At 69.6% G+C, this 20,695-nt stretch carries 6 protein-coding genes; 3 read left to right on the forward strand and 3 right to left on the reverse strand.

Translation table 11 applies throughout. The features are described 5' to 3' along the window. Window positions 1-79: 79 nt before the first annotated feature. A complete protein-coding gene (locus AB0F17_RS05740) occupies window positions 80-9,685 on the reverse strand; it encodes a LamG-like jellyroll fold domain-containing protein (RefSeq protein ID WP_358016814.1) in 9,606 nt (3,201 codons plus the stop codon). A 170-nt stretch (window positions 9,686-9,855) separates the two neighbouring features. On the opposite strand from AB0F17_RS05740, the gene AB0F17_RS05745 reads away from it, so the two are divergent. The 3 genes from AB0F17_RS05745 to AB0F17_RS05755 all read left to right on the forward strand — a co-directional run bounded on the left by AB0F17_RS05745 (window position 9,856) and on the right by AB0F17_RS05755 (window position 15,936). Continuing rightward, entirely contained in the window at window positions 9,856-12,648 is a 2,793-nt protein-coding gene (locus tag AB0F17_RS05745) for a LuxR family transcriptional regulator (protein ID WP_358016817.1), read from the forward strand. 45 nt (window positions 12,649-12,693) lie between these two features. Further along, window positions 12,694-15,105: an FHA domain-containing protein gene (locus tag AB0F17_RS05750; protein ID WP_358016820.1), complete on the forward strand. Its 2,412-nt coding sequence runs from the start codon at window positions 12,694-12,696 to the stop codon at window positions 15,103-15,105. Window positions 15,106-15,174: 69 nt separating this feature from the next. Then, a complete protein-coding gene (locus AB0F17_RS05755; protein WP_358016822.1) occupies window positions 15,175-15,936 on the forward strand; it encodes a peptidylprolyl isomerase in 762 nt (253 codons plus the stop codon). A gap of 50 nt (window positions 15,937-15,986) precedes the next feature. Here the strand turns inward: AB0F17_RS05755 and AB0F17_RS05760 are convergent, their stop codons facing one another. Next, a complete protein-coding gene (locus AB0F17_RS05760) occupies window positions 15,987-17,933 on the reverse strand; it encodes a protein kinase (protein WP_358016824.1) in 1,947 nt (648 codons plus the stop codon). Window positions 17,934-18,263: 330 nt separating this feature from the next. Beyond that, complete coding sequence (locus tag AB0F17_RS05765; protein WP_358016826.1) at window positions 18,264-20,054, reverse strand: PIG-L family deacetylase; 1,791 nt, start codon at window positions 20,052-20,054, stop codon at window positions 18,264-18,266. Between the last annotated feature and the right edge of the window lie 641 nt (window positions 20,055-20,695).

Here is a 20,695-nt window from a genome sequence, read left to right on the forward strand (position 1 = left end):
CGAGCCTGTCCGGCTCTACGTACATATACCGCGATCGATGTCCGGGCGGCTCGTCGCACGAGCCGCCCGGCCCCATGAGTCACTGGTTACGTGGATGGTTGTCCCACCAATCGTCCTCGAAGGCATAGGCCCGGTCTTCGTACGGGTCCAACTCTTCCTGGGTCTGCGGGTAGGGGCCGCCCAGGCGCAGGTCCTCCACGTGGTACCGCTCGTGGGCGAGGGTGCGGGCCAGCAGTTCCTCGCTGCGGAAGGCCGCTCGCCGCAGCAGGACCCTCTGATCGGGATAGGTCACCCCGGCCAGCCCGTCTATGCTCTTGTCGATCCTGATCTTCAGGTCGTCGATCCGGATGTCCCAGTCTCGGGCCACCCGCCGGACCGTGTCCATGTTCATCGGGAGCTTCTCGCTCCAGTGCGGCCGTGGAACGGCCCTGCGTGCCAGCTTGACGGAGTCACCGCCGAACAGCCCGCGCGCCCCCGCACCATCGCCGCCGCCGTACGCCACGTCCTCCAGGGACAGCCCGTCCTCGGAGGAGCAGGCGGCGCCGGCGCCCGTCACGCCACGGCAGGGGTCCAGCTGCACCGTCGGATCCGGCGGGACGCCCGGGCCCGGGTCGACGCGGCAGTCCTGCATCGCGTCCGCGCCGAACACCCCTGAGCATTGGCCGATGACGTGCGGGGCCGGGTCGAGGCCGCCGTTGGGCTGCCCGTCGCCCGCTCCGGCCTCGATCGGCGTGAAGGCCACGCCGACCTTGTCCAGGATCTTGTCGATGGCGTTGTCGACCCGGTGATTGAGCCCCTTGTCGAGCGCGTCGGCCAGGGAGATGCCCGCCGGGCCGGGCAACTGGTCGTGGTCGATGGGGCCCGGCCTGGTCGCGCGCGTCTTCGCGGCGATGTCGGCCAGCTCCTGGGGCGTGGGCGGCGGAGGCGGCGGCGGATCCGCCTTGGGCGGGGTCTTCGTGCCCTTGCCCGGCGAGGCGCCGGGCTCGTCGTCGGCGCCGGGCGTGCCGTCGGACTTGCCCTTGCCGGGCGAGGAGCCGCCCGGGTAATCGATGGACGGTCCGCTGCCGTCCGGCCAGCCCTTCCACCAGTTGTTCTGCCACCATTTCCCGGCCAGGTAGCCAGCGCCGGCGACGACGCCGGCCGCCGCGAGACAGCCGAGCCAGAGCGGACCGCAGAACCGTGAGCCGCGCGCGGCCGCGCCGGCCGCCCCGCCACCGGTGAGGACGAAGTCGGCCGCGGTCAGGATCGGCTTGGCGATGTCGATCTTGACGACCTTGATCACGTTCTTGGCGGTGCCGCACACGAAGGCGGGGCAGCCGAAGTGACCGGTCGGGTCCACCTGGTTGAGCGGGTCGCCGTCCGCGTAGGTGAAGCGGTTGCCCTTCACCGACGGCATCGGATTCACCTCGAGTGTGTCCCTGCTGGGGAACGCGCCGGTTCCCGGGTCGTACCAGCGGGCGGCCATGTTGACCTTGCCGGTGGCCGGGTCGGTCCAGCCGCTCTGGTAGCCGACGCCCCGCTTGGTGCCTGAGCTGGCGACGACCTTCCCGTACGGGTCGTAGGCCACCGAGTCGGTCAGCACCCCCGCGCCGGTGAAGGTGGCGGTGAGGTCGCCGTGCCGGTCGGTGAAGGCGTACAGGCCCGCGACGGAGACGACGTTGCCCGCCGGATCCCTGCCGTAGAGCTCGGTACCCGCCGCGGCCGGGGTGTTGCCCAGGCCGGAGTAGCTGAACGTGCGGCCCGCGGTGGAGGCGACCCTGTCCAGCCCGTCGTAGGCGTAGGCCGTGGCACCGTCGGTGATCATCCGGTCGAACGCGTCGTAGCTCGTCGCGCTCGCGCTCCCGCCGGTCGGCGTCCTGGATCTCAGGGTGCCGCGCGCCGAGTAGGCGTAGCCGGCCGACCCGTCGGAGACCAGTTGGTTACGTGCGTCGTAGGCGGCGGCGGCCGTTCCGGCCTTGGTCCGGTTGCCCGCGTCGTCGTACTCGTAGGCGACCGAGTTCCACGACGTCAGCCTGCCGGCCAGGTCGTAGCCGTAGGTGTTGGCCGCGGCGCCCGCCGTTCCGGCCGTGGTCTTGCTGGTGAGCCGGTCGGCGTCGTCATAGCCGTAGGCGATGGCGGCCAGCACCGCGCCCGCGTTGGTCTTGAGCGTGTCGGCGGTGGGCCGGTGCGACGCGTCGTAGTCGAAGGAGCGCTTGGCGCCGCCGTAGTCCACGGCCTTGAGCTGGTTCATCGAGTCGTAGGAGTAGGTCGAGGTCCCGCCGGTGAGCGGGTCGCGGACCGTGGTGAGGCGGCTTCCCGCGTCGTAGCCGTAGGTGGCCGTGCCCGCCTTGTCGGTGCGGGTCTTCATGCGGCCGTCGGCGTCGTAGGTGAAGGACGCCGTGCCGGACGGCCCCGCCGTGCTGACGAGATGATCGCGATCGTCGTAGCCGAAGGTGTCGCCCCCGGCCGAGGTCTGCCGGCCCACGGCGTCGTAACCGAAGCTGTGGGCGGTCGTGGCGGTCTCGGCGCCCGCGCCGGTCTCCGCGGTGAGCTGGTTCAGCGCGTCGAAGGTACGGGCGACGGTGACCCCGCCCGGCTTCTTGACCTGGACGGGGCGACCGGCCGCGTCGTAGTCGGTGATCGTCTGGCGGTCGGCGAGGGCGGGATAGGCCGTGGTCGCCGGGACGAGCATCGTCACCTGGAGGTTCCACGGGTTGTAGCCGTACGTCGTCGCGTTGCCGTTGCCGTCGGTGAAGCGGGTGGTGTTGCCGACCGCGTCGTAGCCGAATGTCGTGTTGACGGTGTGCGTCGACGTGGTCTTCTCGTGCTGGCCGGCCAGCCGGTTCAGCGCGTCGTAGTCGTAGGTGGTGACCCCGCCGCCGGCTCTGTTGACGGTGACCGGGTTGCTTCCGTCGTCGTAGCCGATCGTCATCGGCCGCAGCTGCTTGCCCGACGCGTCGAGATCGGCCACCGCGGTCGCCCGGCCGGCGCCGTCGAACGTGACCGTGCTGCTGGTGCCGTCCGGGTTGGAGACCTTGGTCACCCGGCCGGCGTGGTCACGGGTGTACCAGTGGCCCTGGTTGAGCGGGTCGACGTCGACCACGACCTCGCCCGCCGCGTTGTAACCGAACTGGCTGCGCGCGCCCGACGGCGTGGTGGCGTAGGTCAGGTTCCCCGCGTCGTCGTACTCGTAGGCGGTGGTGTACCCGGCCGCGGTGGGTGTGCGGTCGACGGCGGTTTCGGAGATCCGGCGGCCCAGGTCGTCGTACGTCGCCCCGGTCACCCGTCCCGCCTGGTCCCGGGTCCAGAGCCATTCCCCGGCCACGTCGAAGCCCGAGCGCGACTGCTTGCCCGCCGCGTCGGTCGTGGCGACCACGTTGCTCAGTTGGTCGTAGGTGTAGGTGTCGCCGTGGCCGAGCGCGTCCACGGAGCGCGTCACGCGGCCCAGCGCGTCGTACATCGCGGTGGATCCCGCGACCACCGTGGCACCGGTGCCGACCTGCTGGTAGGAGGGCAGGGTGACGCTGAGCGGCCGGCTCATGCCGTCGTAGGCGAACGTGGTCCGGTAGCCCTCGGCGTCCTCGCTCGTCACGACGTCGCCGAAGCTGTTGTAGCCGGCCCGCGTCTGCGGCCTGACGTTGAACGGCGTGCTGCCCAGGTGCTCGACGGCCACCGTCGGCGCCTTGGTCATGGTGAGCCGGCCCGCCTCGTCATGGGTGTAGTCGGTCACCGCGCCACGGGGGTCGGTCATCGTCCGCGGCAGGCCCCGCTTGTCCCTGGTCCAGGAGGTGGTGAGCCATTCGTCGCCGTCCCAGACCTTCTGGGACAGGGGCCGGCCCAGCGGGTCGAGGTCGAACGTGGTCCACGTGAAGCCGCTGTCCTGCGCCTGGACCAGGGAGACGATGCGGTCGTCATCGTCGTAGCCATACGTGGTCTTGCGCTTGAGGCCGGCGGGGTCCAGCAGAGCCGCGGTGGTCCGGTTGGCGGCGTCCACGGTGTAGGCGGTCGTGCTCTTGCCGTTGCCGGTGACGCGCTGGATGAGGTTGCCCGCGCTGTCGTAGGTGTTCTGCTGGAGCGGGATGTCCCGGGTGGATCCGTCGGCGTTGTGGAAGCCCTCGGCCCAGACCGATTCGAGCAGGTTGTCGTCGTAGTAGTGGTTGCGGGTGGTGCGGCCCATGGCGTCGGTGACCGTGGCCAGGCGTCCGGCCGGGTCGTAGGCGCGGGATTCGAGGACCAGCTCCTTGGGGGAGTCGTTGTTCAGCGGGTCGCCCACCCAGTTGGCGAGGCTGGTGGTCAGCAGCAGCCCGGTCGGTCCGTAGACCTGCCGGTAGTCGGCGCCGGTGGCGTCCACGGTGCGGTTGAGGTTGCCGTAGACGTCATACCCGTAGGTGGTGGTGTTGTCGGCGGCGTCCTTGACGGACGATACGCGGGCGGCGGAGTCGTAGGTGTAGGTGGTGGTGCGGGTGGGGTCCTTGCCGGTCGGGTCCATCCGGTCGACCTGGGTGACGTTGCCGTCGACGTCGTAGGTGTAGATGGCCCACGGGAGGTGCTTGACGCCGCTGATCACGTCCGTGGTCGCGGGGCCGACCGTGGCGGTGAGGTGGTTGAGGGCGTCGTACCCCATCGAGGTGGCGACGCCGTTCGGGAACGCGTCGGAGACCTGGGCCACGGCGATGGGCCGGCCGGCGCTGTCGTAGTCGTACTTCGTGGTGAGCCCGGCCGGGTCCACCACCTGGGCGAGGTCGCCGTTCTGGCGGTAGCCGAACCGGGTGGTTTTGCCGCCGGAGGTGGTCACGGAGGCGAGCAGCGCGTCCGGGACGGTGCCGCCGTCCACGGCGGCCTCGGTGCCGTCGGTGTAGGCGTACTTGGTGGTGCGACCGGTACCGGATCCGCCCACCGGAGGTGTGGTGACGCTGAGCAGGTCGCCGGAGATGTCGTAGGTGTAGCTGGTGCGGTGGTCCGTGTCGCTCGTGGAGGTGGCCCGGGCGTCGAACGTGCCGGTGAGCTTGTCGTTGCGGGGGTTCAGCGGGTTGCCGGTGTCCAGGTAGTAGGTGAAGTAGGAGGTCTGGCAGGAGCGCGGCCCCCGGCAGGTCACCTTCATGACCGGGTTGCCCCGGTCGTCGTTGAAGAGCTGGGTGGTGTGCCCGTCCGGGTCGGTCACCGTGGCCAGGTTGCCGTTGAGGTCGTAGCCGTAGCGGGTGGTGCCGCCCGTCGCGTCGTACAGGGAGGTCGGGCGGCCGCCGTGCCGGGGGTCGAAGCTGTAGACCATCGCCTTGCCGCCCGGGTCGGCGGCGAGCACGGTGGTGGCGGGGGTGCCGAACGTCGCGACGTCGTTGTAGTGCGCCTGGATCGCGTCCGTGTGCAGGCTGCTCCAGTAGATCGCCACCTCGTCGATGGTGCCGGTGAAGTGGCCCAGCGTGTCCGAGGGCTTGGCGGGCCAGTTGCCCGCGATGAAGCCGGCGCCGACGTAGACATGGTCCTGCGCGATCGTGGAGACCGGCCCCTTGGACCTGGTCCCGACCACGGAACCGTCCAGCCAGAGCCACTGGGTGCCGCCGGAGGCCGTCAGGGCCACGTGGTGCCAGCTCGCGTCGGTCACGGCCGTGCTCGTGGTGATCGGCGCGACCGCGGCGCCGTCCCAGAACTGGCCGCGCAGCTTGCCGTCCGTCCCGACGTACAACGCCGGTGTGTAGTTCGCCTGCGGCCCGGCCGGGTCGGTGAGGGCCTGGGCCTGGTAGGCGAGCAGGACACCGGGCTTGGCGGTCTTGAACCACAGCTCCGCTGAGAGGTCGCCGCCGCCCTTGATCTCGCCGTCGGGCAGCTCCAGGTAGGAGCTGGAGCCGTTGAACCCGGCGGCCGTGTCGCCGCCCGTGGCCAGGACGATGGGCGCGGGCTGGTTCAGGGTGACGCTGTGGTAGGTCGCGTCGGTGTCGCGCCCATCGCCGTAGGCCGCGCTGGCCGCCCGGGTGCCGGAGTACTCGGCGAGGCGGTAGTACTCGCGCGGCCGGGCGCTCAGGACCGCGTTGGGGTAGTACTCGGTGGAGCCCTGCGTCTGGGCGGGGTACACCCGCCACTGCCCGCCGTTGGCGTCGGTCACCGAGGCGACGCGGTCGCTCTGGGCGTCGTAGGCGAGCGTGGCCTGCAGCTTGCCCGAAGGCAGCTTGACCGTCTCCAGCACGCCCGTGTACTGCCCGGCCTTGTACTGGGCGGTGACGGCTGTGGGGCCGAGCGGGTGGGTGTAGAAGGCGGGGTCGTCGATCTGGCCGGTGAAGTGGCCGCGCGTGTCGGTGGGCGCGGCGGGGCACCAGGTGGTCACGTAGCCCGCACCGACGCTGGCGTACGGCAGGCGGGTCGGCACGATCTGCTTGGACCGGTCGTCCACGATCGTCCCGTCCACGTACAGGCCCTGCCAGGTTCCGCTCGAGGTCAGCACCACGTGGTGCCAGGCGCCGTCGTTCACCGCCGTGGTCGAGCTCATCCCTCCGCAGCTGCCGTCGTCGGCGAGCTGGCCGTGCAGCTTCCCGTCGGTCCCGACGTAGAGCATCGGCAGGAAGCCCCAGGGGAGCGGCCCCCGGGAGTCCTCCAGCGTGTTCATCTGCGCGCCGTACAGCACGCCGGCCTTGGTGGTCCTGAACCACATCCCGACCGCCGAGTAGGTGGTGTCGTCGGTGATGTTGTACGGCATGCGCAGGTAGGAGCTCGTGCCGCTGAACGTCGCCGAGCCGTCCGTGGTCCCGGCCGGGGCGCCCGCCGCGCCGTAGGCCAGGTTGACCGCCTCCGCGTCGTCCTGGCCGACGAACTGCCCGGCCTCGTTGGTCGCGCTCTGGTGGAGCCGGTAGTACATCGTGGGAGCGGCGTCCACGACGGCCGTCCGGTAGTGCGACACCATGTCGTAGGTGTATTTCGTGCAGGCCGTCGTCGTGCCCGGCGGGCAGACGTGGGCGAGCAGGCCGTAGCCGTAGCCGTAGGTCCACGCGGGCGCTCCCTGGGCGGGATCGGTGGCGACCGAGGTCACCACCGATCCCGCCCAGGTGAAGTAGAGGCCGCGGCCGCTGAGCTTGTTCACGACCTTGGCGAGGGTGCCGTCGCCGTTGTAGGTGAGGAACTCGCCGTGCAGGTCGTCGTCGTAGATCGCGGTCAACCGGCCGCTCGGGTCGAACACGTACGCGCCGCCGGACTTGTCGCGCAGGAACCAGGCCGCATCGGTCTTGACCAAGCTCACCGACCGGCCCTCGGGCGGCGCGAACGTCCCGTCGGGGTTGCGGCCGAAGCGCGCCTGCCGCCCGTCGGGGTAGGTGACCACGACGTTGCCGGTCCAGTCCGCGTCGGTGACGATCTTCATGTCGTAGGCGGTGGTCCAGCCCACGCCGAACATCCCCGCGCGGGAGTTCAGGCTGCTGTACGAGCGGGTGATCGCCAGCGCGGGACCGGCGGTGGTGAGGCCGGCGTCCGTGGTGGTGGCCGCGTACTGGCCGGTCAGCGGGTCGACGCCCTTGACGGCGGCCGTGCCCGCGCTGTCGGAGACGTGTGAGGAGACCAGGGGCTGCGGCACGACCGTGCTGAACGTGCTCCACCCGGTCGCCGGGCTGGAGGTATTGCCGTCGGTGACCAGGGCCCGCCACACGTACTGCTCGCCCCACTTGAGCTTGCCCTGCGGCACCGTCCAGTTCGCGCTCTGCTCACCGGTGCTGGAGCCGCCCTTGACCAGGCCGGCCACGGGGCACGTGTTGAGGTCGGAGAGCAGGCAGACGTTGAAGATGAAGTTCAGCGACCCGCCGGGCCACTCGTCCTCGTCATGGCCGGTGACCGTGAACTCCGGCGTCAGCGTGGACTCCACGTACCCGCTGCCCGGCCACATCGAGTCGATCTGGGGCGGGATGTTGACCACGGTCAGGCTGACGCACCAGACGGGTACGCCCCAGTCGGAGAAGAACTGCCCGTTCGTCACCATGTCCCAGCAGACCTGGTACGAGCCCGGGTTGAGCGGGTCGATCGTGGCGCTCACCTTCGCCGAGCCGTTGTTGGCGATCGTGGCGGGCAGGCTCGCGGCCGCGGTGGAGCTGCCGACGAAGGTGCCGCCGGTGGTGTAGAGCTTGTAGCCCAGCTTCACCGTGCTGGGGGACCAGGAGTTCATCCCACTGTTGATCACCGTGACGGGGAGCCGGCCGGCGGTGTTGGCCGTCACCGGCGGGTCGATCGTGGCATCGGAGCCGATCGCGTAGAGCGCCCGCCAGGGGCTGTAATCCACCTGTAGGTACGGCGGGTTGGCCGAGTTGGCGCTGGCGAACTCCTTGAAGCTGTCGGCGGTCAGCGCCAAACCGTTGTTACCCGCGCCGTTGGTCCAGTCCGACAGGGCGGACAGGCCCGCGCTGTTGATCCCGATCCATGCCCAGCCGGCGCCGCCGCAGGTGACGCCGCCGGTGAAGCTGGCCGAGCCCCAGGTGTCGCCGAGGGTCACGCCGGGATAGGAGGCGATCGTGCCCACGTTCCAGCTACTGGTGATCGCCTTCACCGTGACCGGGTTGGCCGAGCAGGAGTTCGACAGGGTGTTGTAGAGGAAGAGCGCGGCGCCGGTCACATAGGCGTGGGGGATCTGGGCGGCGAGGTTGAAGTTGATGTAGGTGTTGTTGCGCTTGGTGCCGTCCTGGGAGCCGACCAGGAGCTGGTCACCGCCGGAGTGGTTGGCGCCGGAGTGGTTGTCGACGTAGGTGTCGGAGGCGGCGCCGCTCGTGGTGCGTACGTAGGAGGAAGGGTCGATGACCACGGGGAACGCGCGCTTCTCGGCATGCAGCCACTTCTGGTCGACGCTGACCCGCAGGACGTTGCCGATGAGGGTGTAGCCGACCGCGTCGGAGCGGGCGCCCGCGGCGTCGCGCATGAATCCGGCGGGGACGGTGACGCGGACGGCGCCTCGCTCATCGACGAACTCCACGCCCTGCGGCGAGCTTCGCGCCGTCAACCCCTTGGCCTGGAAGGGGAAGTCCCAGGGGCCCGTCGCGGCCTGGCGCGAGGTCAGGACGAGCGACTCCTTGATCCCGTTCCAGGTGGCCTCGACCTCGATGTCGGTCCCCGGCAGCACCTCACTGTATTTCGCGATATTTCCGGAAATATTGGCTTTGGTGCTTTTTGCCGCTTGGAGGGCGAAGGACAGGCTGTGGCCCTCGTCCAAGGTGAGCGATTGGAGCCTGGGGTCGGCGGCGTTGTCGGCCACCTCGACTCCGGCGTCGTTGGCCGCCTGCCGCCAGCGGCCGGCCGCGCCGGTCAGGTTGAGGTCGATGTCCGCCCACTCGCCGGTGGCCGTCTGGTACCGCACCGGCCTGGAGTACGTGCGCACGGTGTAGGTGTGATCAGGGTTCTGGAAGACCTTCGACGTCGCGTCGCCCAGCCTTGGCACCACCTGGCTCTGCTCGGCGTCGAACCCGTGGACTTCGCTGTTGCCCGGCTTGCCGGTCGCCCCGCCCACCCGCTGCGGCTTGTTCGACAGCCGGGAGACAGGTTTGGGCGTCTTCGGGGCCTCCTGGGGCACGGTCCCCTTGGGCGGTTTGGCGGCGGCCCGCTTGGCCGGCTCGGTCCGCGCCTGGGTCGCGTCCGCCGCCACCTGATGGGCACGGTTCGCCGCCGAGCCGAGCCGTTGCTCGGGGAGCGTGGGCTCCTTGGGAGTCGCGGAGGCTCCCTGAGCTGCGACGCTGATGACAAGGGTGCTCACTGTCAGTGCCGCGCAAAGACGGGTAGCCCAACGATTCCTCATGCAGACCTCCGGCGGCGACCGTAATTGCCACCTGTCCGTCCCACATCAGTACAGGGGACGTGGATCTAGGTCGTCCGAACCTTCCCGGTTAGGTATGAGATCCACTACAAGTCCGGTACTCTCGCCTCGTGCTGCACGGGCGCATCGCGGAGCAGGCCAGGATCATGCGACTTCTCGCTGGTGAGAGCGGCGCCCTGCTGATGCGCGGGGAAGCCGGGGCGGGCAGGAGCGCGTTGCTGGCCTTCGCCGCCGAGATCGCGAGTGATCAAATCGTACTCCGCGCCTCCGGTACGCCTGAGGAGTCCCATCTCCCATACGGCGGCCTGCACATGCTGCTGGCCACCACCCGCCCGCGCTGGAAACACCTGCCCGCCCAGCAGCGCGACGTCCTCGACCACCTGGGCGAGCCGGAACCGCGAGGTCAGGTGCCCGATGGCGAACCCGCCCGGCCGTACCTGCCGGTCTGGAACCTCCTGCGTCACCTGGCGGGGAAGGGGCCCGTGCTCTGCCTGATCGACGACGCGCACTGGCTGGACCGGGAGAGCCTGGCGGTCCTGTCCTTCTGCGTCCGCCGCCTCGCCGCCGCCCGCATGGTGATCCTGGTGACCGCCGAGGGCGAGCTGCCCGCGCTGCGCGGGATCGACGAGCTGGACCTGCCCGGTGTCGACCGGCAGGCAGCGCTGGACATCGTCGCCGAGCGCAGGCCGGGCATCGTCCCGCAGGTGCGTGAGCGGATCGTCGGTGATGCCCGCGGCAATCCGCTGGCCCTGTGCGAGCTGGCCGAGGGGATCAGCCCCGCGCAGGCCGAGGGCGGGCTGTCGCCGCTGGGCCTGTATACCGGCTGGTCCGGGCGTTCGCGGCGGGCCGATCAGTTGTACGGCGAGCGCTTACGCGCCCTGCCTGACCGGACTCGCTTCCTCCTCCTGCTGGCCGCCACCGACCCGGCGGCCTCGCTGCCCGAGCTGCTCGCCGCCACCGAGGCGGTTCCGGGCGCGCACTCCGAGCTCTTCGCCACCGCCAGAGCGACCCCGGCCGATCTGGAACCCGCCGAGACCGCCCAGCTCGTCGAGGTGCGGCAGGCCGGGCTCACCCCTCGCCACCTGCTGATTCTGGTCGCCGCCTACCAGTCCGCGCCGGTCTCGGCCCGCATCGCCGCGCACCGGGCCCTGGCCGAGGTGTCGCCCGAGCGGCGGGTCTGGCATCTCGCCGCCGCCGTACTGGGGCCGGACGAGGAGATCGCGCGCGAGCTGGCGGCCATCGGGACGTCGTCGGCGCTGGAGCGCGCGGCCGAGCTGACCACCGACCCCCAGTCACGCGCCCAGCGCTTTGCCGCCGCCGCGGTCGCCGCGTGCGACGCCGGTCAGTTGCGCCGCGCGGCGGACCTGGCGACCCGCGCGACCGTGCTGAGCGCCGAACCCTCGACGCTGGCCTCGGCCGCCCGCGTGCTGGCCACCGTGGAGTCCGAGATCGGCTCGCCGACCAAGGCCGCGCGGATGCTGCTCGATGCGGCGGCCAGGATCGGCGACGACGACCAAGCCATGGCCATCGTGATGATCGCCGACGCGATCCGGCTGTTCGGCTACAGCGGCGACGAGGGGCTCGCCGCCCAGATCGCCGCCGCCGTCTGGACGTCCAGCGGCGCTGCCGAGGACCGGCCCTCATGGTCCGCTCCGCTCGCCCGGTCGCTGCCCACGCTGGCGAAGATCATGGCCGGTGACCCGTTCAGCGGCTTCGCCGCCATCGGCGAGCTGGTCGAGCACACGCCCGCCCTGGCCACCCAGCAAGCCATCACCGCCACCTCTTTGGGCCTGATGGCCGCCGACGCCGGCTCGGCGCTGCGGCTGACCTCCACGCTGGTGACCGACTGCCGCCACCAGGACCTGATGGGGCTCCTGCCGTACGCCCTGCAGCTCCAGGCCCAGGCCCTCCTGCTGAGCGGCCGCAAGGCCGAAGCGCTCAGGCAGGCCACCGAGGGGCTGAAGCTCGCCCGTGACCTCGGCCAGACCCACCGCGTCGGGCATCTGAGCGGCCTGGTCGCACTGATCGCCGCGTTGAGCGGCGACGAGAAGCGCTGCCGGGCCTACGCCGAGTCGAGCCTGGCCTCCTGCGCCGACCACGACGCGCCGGCCAGCGCGGCGCTGGCCACCTGGGCGCTCGGCCTGATGGAGCTGGGGCGGGGCCGGGCGGGCGCCGCTGTGGAGCACCTCGCGCGCGTGGTCGCCGGCCCCGCGCACCACCCGGTGATCGCGGTCCACTGCGCGGCCGACCTGGTCGACGCGGCCGTCCAGGCCGACCTGCCCGATGCCGCCGCCGAGCCGCTCGCCCTGCTGGAGCGGTGGGCGGGCGACACGCGTCAGCGCTGGGTGGGCGCGGTGGCGCTGCGCTGCCGGGCGCTGGTCGCGCCGGATGGCGAGGCGGAGCCGCTCTTCATCGGCGCGCTCGACCTGCACGGCCCGTCCCCGGCCTCCTTCCAGCGGGCCAGGACCGAGCTCGCCTACGGGCAGTGGCTCCGCCGGATCAGGCGCAGGTCCGAAGCCCGCTCTCATCTGCGGGCCGCGCGGGCCGCGTTCGAGTCGCTGGGCAGCACCCCCTGGGCGGAGCGCGCCGCGGCCGAGCTGAGCGCGACAGGGGAGGCGAGCCCGGCGGAGCCGCTGCCGGAAGCACTGCGCGGGCTGACGCCGCAGGAGCGGCACGTCGTGTCCCTCGCCGCGCAGGGCTCGTCCAACCGGGACATCGCCGCCCAGCTCTTCCTCAGCCCGCGGACCGTCGGCTACCACCTCTATCGTGCCTTCCCCAAGCTGGGCATCACCTCCCGAACCGAGCTGGCGAATCTGCTGCGGCGAGCCGGCACCGGTTTCGGGACGATCACGCCGGCCGCCGAACCGGTCGCGCCTATGACCGGCCACCCCCGTCCGGGATGACGAAGTGTTTCGTCATCTCTTGCCCTCCGTGAGAAAGGCGGTCTCATGACGCAGCTTGTCGTCGAAGGCCATGGCGTATCTGTGACCCTCGATCCGGGGCGTTCGTACCGGTTGGGCCGCGATCCGGGGTCGGATGTCGTCATCGACGCCGATCACGTCTCGCGTACGCATGCCGTGCTGCGGTTCGAAGGCGGTCAGTGGATCCTGGAGGACTCGGGCAGCAGCAACGGCACGTACGTGAGCGGCCACCGCGTCGCGCGGGTCGTCGTCGGTCCGGGCACCCGGATCGGCCTCGGGCACCCGGCGGAGGGCGGACTCATCGGCTTCCGCGCCGCCCACGAAGGCGCCGCCCACGAAGGCGCCGCCCACGAAGGCGCCGCCCACGAAGGCGCCGCCCACGAAGGCGCCGCCCACGAAGGCGCCGCCCACGAAGGCGGTGCACCCGGGATCCAGGCGACGCCCACGGTCCGCCTCCCGCGCACCGGGCAGTGGCGTGCGCCGGCCGCCGTCAGGAACCTCGGCGGCGCGCAGGTCGTGCGCATCGGCCGGACGCCGGACAACGACATGGTCGTCACCGATCTGCGGGTGTCCCGGCGACATGCCGAGCTCCGGATCACCGGCGACGGCCACGAGATCGTCGACGTGGGCAGCCGCATGGGCACGTACGTCAACGGCCGGCGCGTGCAGCGGGCCCGCATCTCCCCGGACGATCTCATCGGCATCGGGCCGTCGACGTTCCAGCTCGTGGGCGACACGCTCACGGAGTACGCCGACACGGGCGAGGTCTGCCTCCAGGCGCACGACCTCACCGTCACCGTGGGGGACGGCAAGGTGCTCCTGGACCATGTGTCGTTTCCGGTCGGCGAGAAGTGCCTGCTGGCGATCGTCGGCCCCAGCGGCTCGGGCAAGTCCACCCTGCTGCGCGCACTCACCGGGCTGCGCCCCGCCGACCAGGGCGTCGTCACGTACGACGGACGCGATCTCTACCGCGACTACGCCGAGCTGCGCTCGCGGGTCGGCCTCGTGCCGCAGGACGACATCCTGCACAGCCAGCTCACCGTGCGCCGCGCCCTCATCTACGCCGCGGAGCTGCGTTTCCCCGACGACACCCGGCAGCACGAGCGCAAGGCGCGGGTCGACGAGGTGCTCCAGCAGCTCGGGCTGGAGAACCGCAAGGGCAACCGCATCTCCTCGCTGTCCGGCGGCCAGCGCAAGCGCGTCAGTGTCGCCCTGGAGCTGCTGACCAAGCCGTCTCTGCTGTTCCTCGACGAGCCGACCTCCGGCCTGGACCCGGGGCTGGACAAGTCGGTGATGCAGATGCTGCGGGGCCTGGCCGACGACGGCCGTACCGTCGCCGTCGTCACGCACAGCGTCGCCAATCTGGACATCTGTGACCGGCTCCTGGTGATGGCGCCGGGCGGGAAGATCGCCTACTTCGGCCCGCCTGACGAGGCGCTGCCGTTCCTCGGCTTCACCGACTGGGCGGACGTGTTCCTGGCGTTCGACGACCCGGCCAGGGACTGGGCCGGCGAGTTCGCGCGATCTCCCCTGCACCAGAAGTACATCGCGGCCGACCTGATCGCGCCGGTCTCGACGAGACAGCCCGTACAACGGGAGATCCCGCCGAAACAGCAGAGCTGGCCGGAGCAGCTCAGCACGCTGGTGCGCCGCTACTGCCGGGGCATCGTGGCGGACCGGCTGTTCCTCGGCATCACCATCGCCCTGCCGATCGTGATGGGCCTGCTGGCTCGCGTCGTCCCGACCGGCAACCTGATGGGCCCCCCGAACAGCAACGGCAACGCGGCGAACCTGCTGCTGATCCTGTGCATCGGCGGCTGCCTGACCGGTGCCGCGAACTCGGTGCGCGAACTGGTCAAGGAACGCGCCATCTATCAGCGAGAACGCGCGGTCGGACTGTCCAGATCGGCCTATCTCTGCTCCAAGCTGCTCGTGCTCGGCCTGATCACCGTGGCCCAGGGCGTCGTGCTGACCTACGTGGCGATGCTGAATGTGAAAACGTACGACAAGGGGGTGTTCACCGCGCCGCTGACCGAGCTCTCGCTCGCCGTCGCGTTGTTGTCGTTCACCGCGATGACCGTGGGCCTGCTCATCTCCGCGCTGGCCAAGACCAGCGAGATGACCATGCCGCTGCTCGTGCTCGTCACCCTGATCCAGCTCGTCTTCTGCGGGGCGCTGGTGCACCTGGACGGCAAGCCGGTGATGGAGCAGATCTCCTGGCTCGTACCGGCTCGCTGGGCGCTGGCCGCGTTGGCGGGCACGCTCGACGTGGGCCAGCTCATCCCGCACGTCCAGGATCCGCCGGACCCCTTGTGGAGCCAGGACTTCGGCACCTGGTTCCTGGACATGAGCGTCCTGGCCATCCTGGCGGTGGTCTGCGCTTTCCTGGTGGCCCGCATGCTGCGCCGCCATGAGCCGGCGGTGATGCGCGGCAAGTGACCGGCACTTTCGGACAATCCGCGCTCACCGATGGTTGACGTGATGGTCGAGATCGACTAAACGGGTGTCATGATCCGTAGAGCATGGTTACCAGTGGCGGTGGCGGCGAGCTGCGTGGTGGCGTTCGCGCCGCCCGCGTCCGCGGAGCCGGACGAGCCCACGACGGCCGCGGCCCCCACCACGAACGGGGCCCGGCCACCGAAGGTGACCAAGGGCCCGTGCCAGTACACCGAGACGCCCGACGACCCGGCCGTGCGCGAGGTGCCGCTGCCGCCTGACCCGCGCCACACCCCCACCCGGCCCGTCTCCGCCGTGCTGCAGACGAACCACGGCGCCATCGGGCTCACCCTCGACCCGGCCAAGGCACCGTGCACGGTGCAGAGCTTCGTCCACCTGATCCGGCACCGGTTCTACGACGTGACCTCCTGCCATCGGCTGACCGCCTACGACCGGCTGAAGGTGCTGCAGTGCGGCGACCCCAGCTTCACCGGCGAGGGTGGGCCGGGGTATCGGTACAAGGACGAGCTGCCCACCGACCTGCCGCCGTGGCCGGGGGATCCGACCGGGGTGCGGAAGACGTACGCGCGAGGTGTGCTGGCCATGGCGAACGCGGGGCCGGACACGAACGGGAGCCAGTTCTTCCTGGTGTACGGGGATTCGGGGCTGGGGCCGAACTACACCATCTTCGGCACCGTGGACGCCGCCGGGCTGGCCGTGCTGGACCGGATCGCCGCGGGTGGCATCCAGCCGACACCCGGGGATCCGGCGCCGCCGGTGGACGGCAAACCGGTGCTGCCGGCGAACATCGAGCGGGCCCGCGTCTGCCGCTAGGTCCCGCATGGGGTGAGGTTCGCCAACGCGGCGGCCGGAGTCTGAAGCTTTCAGCCGGCCGGCCGCTGGGCCAAGATCGCCATGCGTTCGCCGGCGAAGAAGGCCCGCGCGAGGCTGCCGCGGACCGCCGGCCCGGCGCCGACGCACTTGGCCACGTAATGGACGCCCACGGTGACCACGACGGCGATGAAGACGTACGCCCAAATGTCATGCAACAGCCCGGCTGCCACCCCAGAGGCCAAGATGATGATCAGGATCGCGTAGATCAGCATGGTCCACCACCACTGCTCGTAGCCGCGGGCGAAGACCTTGCCCCGCTCCGGGATGGTGGAGAACTCCGTGCGCGAGGCGCGGATGGTCCGCGTCGCCAGCCTCAGTGTGATGCCGTTGCACGCCGTTACCGCGAGGGCACCGGCCGCGGAGGTCCACGGCCAGATCCAGTACAGCTCCTCCCAGAACGTCGACAGGATCGTCGTGGGCACCGCCACCACCGCCATCGAGCGCATGAGAAGCTCCGCCGCTGTCGCCAGCCCTCCGGGAATGGCCCGGACGGAGAGCCGCGCGAAAATGGTCTGGTAGTACTTCGCGGCCACCAGTCCCTGGCAGAAGGCGATGATGTTGGCCGCCAATCCAGCGTCGGCGACGAACTCCGCCAGCTTCACCTCGCCTGTGACGACGTCATCGAATTTGAGCAGCGCGGTCTTCGCGGCGATGAACCACCAGGACGCGGTCGCGATCACCGAAAAGAGCAGGAGGTACTCCTCGAACCGTGCGTGCCCGTCGCCCAGCTTCCGCCACGCCCGCACCTGCTTGAACTGCGTGGCCACCTCCCGCGACGTCGGGGCGTATTTCGCGAACGGGTGGGCGAAATCGCTCTCCCGCACCTCGGACTCCTGCCGCACCAGCGCGAAATGGAAATCCAGGTGCTCGCCGAGGGTGTCGAACGCGAACTCCTCGGTGGCCGGCCGCAGCAGCAACCGCCGCTCGGGGCGCTCGTCTATCAAGTCCTCCAGGACGCGGCCCAGGATCGGGCTGGTGGTCCAGATCTCGTCCGGAGTCCGGCCGTCCCTGGGCGGACTCCCGGTCAGGATCTCCATGAGAATGATGCCCAGCGAATAGACGTCCGCGGTGACGGATTCGGGCCGCCTGTTCTTGATCTCCGGCGCGATGTAGACCGAGTCGTCGTGCTCGGCGATGCCCACCTGGCGGCTGTACAGGTGGTTGATGCCCAGGTCGATCAGGCGGACCTCGGCCGTCTCCTTGTCCAGGATGACGTTGTTCGGGGACAGGTCGAGGTGCTGGCTCTGCGGGTTCGTCGGGCCCACCGGGGCGCCGCCCGCCAGCCGGTGCAGCGCCGCCGTCAATTTCGCGGCGACCTGCTGCGCTTTCCTGAGGCGGGCGGCAATGGTCGGCCTGCCTGCCTCGAAGGCGGACAGGTGTTCGCCCAGCGTCTGTCCCTCCTGGAACGGCATGACGACCCATCGGTCCGAGGAGGATATGGGCTTGACGACGACAGAGGTGATCGCGTCGGTGCCGTACGTGGCCGCGTACGCGTCGGTGGCTCTGGCGATGGCGGCGAGTTTGTTCCACGGGAACAGGACGCATTTAATGGCCAGCAGCGGCCGGGCGCCCGCTTCGTTCACCGCCTGACTCCTGCGGCCTTTCAGAATGAACGACGTGGTGCCCGCCTTGTGGTATTCGATGGTGCCGAAGTCAATGTCGCCCCACGTGCGCGACTCGGCGGATTGTTCCGCGCGATTGGTCGGCCGGTAGACCACCCGGATCGCTTCTTTGAGCCACGGATCGGCGAACAGCCCGGTGCAGTATGCGTCCGTCTCCTGCTGTGCCCCCAGGTCGGGGGACTTGAAGCGGCGATCCAGCAGTTTGACGGTCACGCAGACGAGCGCCATGACGCCATGGAGCAGCGAGCCGGGCGTGGACGCGATCCTGAGCCGCGCGTCGTCGCAGGCCGTCATGAAATGGGCGCGATGCTCCATCTCGTAATTGGAGATATGGTCCAGGATATCGTTGAGAAAAGTCTCCGTGCCCTTTTGCACGGTCACCTCGTCCGCCGCCATGAGCCGACGCCTCTGCCGCTCGGGGCCGCGCCCTTCGATTTCCTCGAGCAGGGCTCCCGCATACGATCTCACTGACATCTGCGCCATGAGCGATCCTGATCCGGCGGAATGTGCGTTCAGTAAATCAAGCTCAGGCGCCGAGGATACGCGGCAGGGGCCATCGCAATCAATTCGTTACGCTCGGTATTCATGGCGTGGACCGGCGTTCCAGGGGGTTTCGGTGGGAAAGGTCCTGCGACCTCAGGTGAATCAGGGCAGAGCCTCCCAGTCCCCGAACGGACTGTCGGCTCCCGGCGCCGACTGCTTGCGGGCATGAACCACGCCATCGGTCCCGATGGCGAACATCACGGCAGCCCCGCTCGAATCAAGAGTGGCCGCCGGATAATCGACAATGGTTCCACCGAGGTCGGCCCACGCGCCATAACCGCTGCCGTTCGCGATCAACTGCTTGGTCATGCTGACCCCGGTCCCGGCGTTGCGCTCGAACATCAGGATCCGCGCGTCCGGACCAGTCGGCGTGGTGACGAGAGCGGGCTCGCCGACACCCGCGTGTCCTCCGATCACAGCAGGCGTAGTGCTCCAGGCGCCACCGGCCACGAGCTGGTAGCTGACGACCATCTCGGCGGTGCCGGCGCGGCGGTAGGCCACGTGGAGACGCCCGTCCTGGGACAGGGCGATCGAAGGCGAGCTGGCCGGGGTCAGCGACGGGACGGTGGTGTCGCGAGTGAAACTGCCATTGGATGTGGACTGATACCAGCGCAGCAGCCGAGTCCTGGAACTGGCGAACAGCTCGATGCGACCCGATGGCGTGGTGACGGCGGTGAGGCCGTCCTGCACGTCAGTGCCGTTCTGGTTCTGCCACCCGCCCCAGCCGCCGTTGGCCGCCGTCTGGACGCGGCTGCTGACCCCGCCGTTGCCGTTCTTGACGAACATCTGCATCCGGCCGTTGGCGTTGGAGGCGACCACGGGCAGGCCGATCTGTTCCTGGACTTCCCAGTCCGTGTGGGGATTGCCGAGGTCGGTCCAGCTCCCTGTCCAGGCGCCATTGGCCGCGGTCTGGGACATGGTGACGATGTGGTGGTCGGTCATTCGCCTGGCGAAGATCGCCAACCGGCCGTCGGCCTGCTTGCCCACGCTGATCGCGGGCGCCAAGGCGCCGTCCGCGCCGGCCAGCACGTGCGGGCCGTCCCACGCTCCCAGCAGGGTCTGCCCGTAGGTGTTCACCACACCGTTGCGCACCACGAAGATCTGGGGTCGGCCATCAGCGTTCCGGCCTGCCCAGTGGGTTCCCCTGGCCCAGCGGTAGTACATCCGGGTAGGCCACACGTTCGGGTCGAACGCGTGGTCGTATTGGATGTAGTGATCGATGATCGCGCTCTTGCGGGTGCTGATCGCGGTCGTCAGGTTCACCGGCGCGTCGGCGATGTTGTAGTCGCGGTAGTTCACCAGCAGAATCGGCAGGCCTGACGCCAGGGCCGCGTCCCCGGCCAACCGTCCCGCGGCCACGTGGTCGCCGTGGCCCGGGTCGTAGCGGTTGTCGACGATGGGGTCCTGGGCACGCAGCACGTTGGGCTGGTAGTGGTTCATCAACCCCGCCAGGACGGCGATCACGTCAGCGCGCTCGTACGTGTACGACTCGCTCACCAGGCCGTCCTCGGGGATGATCGTGTGATCGACGAAGTCGTCAACCCAGCTGAACCAGCCGATCTCGTTGTCCCGCATGTTCATGAACACCAGCTGGATCTGCGGATGGTCCGTGAGTGTGTACCGCTCGACCTGCCGATCCTCGATCGTCCAGGCCACCCCGGTCCACTCCTCCTGGGCGGCCGGATCCACATCCGGCACCCCCGTCATCCGGGCGTAGGCGTCCAGCATGCCGCGTTGCCGATTACGGGCTCGCTGCTCGTCGGTGTCACCGTCCCCGGTGACCTGCCCCGCGGTCATGAAGACCGTGACGTTCGCCGCCCCCGACTGGATCGAGTCGTCGATATCGGGGTTCATGAACAAGATGTCGTCGTCCTCATGCGCCACAATCTGCATGAACGCACCGGGTGCGATGGTGGGCGTGGCGACGGCCACTCCACCCATCGGCACCAACACGACAAGCGCTGCGAGCGCGGCTGACAGCCGCACCCATAACGATGTAGTCCTGCCTCCGCGCATGTGCTTCCCCCCACGCAGGCCGTGCCGAACAAAATATTTTCGTGGCCCAAAGTCGAATAGTGAATAGTCTGCAACCCGGGGGCAAGGGGAAGCCTGATAACAACTGCGTAACACACTTCAAAGGGAAGATCATTTAACCGGCTAGGTGGCTCTGACCTGGGAATATGTGCTGGCGAGGTCGTAGCTCTGTCGCCCCGGCGGCCTTCGGCGTGAACGAACAAGTACGCCTGGCGCATGACAACGGGCTCGCTTTTGCGATTGAATGAATGGCGAGTATAAAATAGAAATAAAATTCACGAGGATCGCCATTGAGCTCATCGCCTGCTCGGCCCAGTTAATCCATTCCGCTGTTGAGGTGAATTTGACGGCCGGTCAGAAATCCGACGACATCCGGTGTCGCGTGAGGTCTCCCGGACGTAACCCCGCAAATGGTGACACAGCATCCGCGACTGGTCATTTCCTCTGCGCAGCCGCCGCGCGTCAGAATGCGTCCGTTCCGCGTACCGTCCGGTTGCTGG

The sequence above is a fragment of the Nonomuraea sp. NPDC026600 genome (genome assembly GCF_040638335.1).
In the GTDB taxonomy this organism is placed as follows: Bacteria; Actinomycetota; Actinomycetes; order Streptosporangiales; family Streptosporangiaceae; genus Nonomuraea.

Coding starts and splice junctions, on each gene's coding strand:
- AB0F17_RS05750 (WP_358016820.1), top strand. CDS start 12,694: ATGACGCAGCTTGTCGTCGAAGGCCATGGCGTATCTGTGACCCTCGAT.
- AB0F17_RS05755 (WP_358016822.1), top strand. CDS start 15,175: ATGATCCGTAGAGCATGGTTACCAGTGGCGGTGGCGGCGAGCTGCGTG.
- AB0F17_RS05760 (WP_358016824.1), bottom strand. CDS start 17,933: ATGGAGCATCGCGCCCATTTCATGACGGCCTGCGACGACGCGCGGCTC.
- AB0F17_RS05765 (WP_358016826.1), bottom strand. CDS start 20,054: ATGCAGATTGTGGCGCATGAGGACGACGACATCTTGTTCATGAACCCC.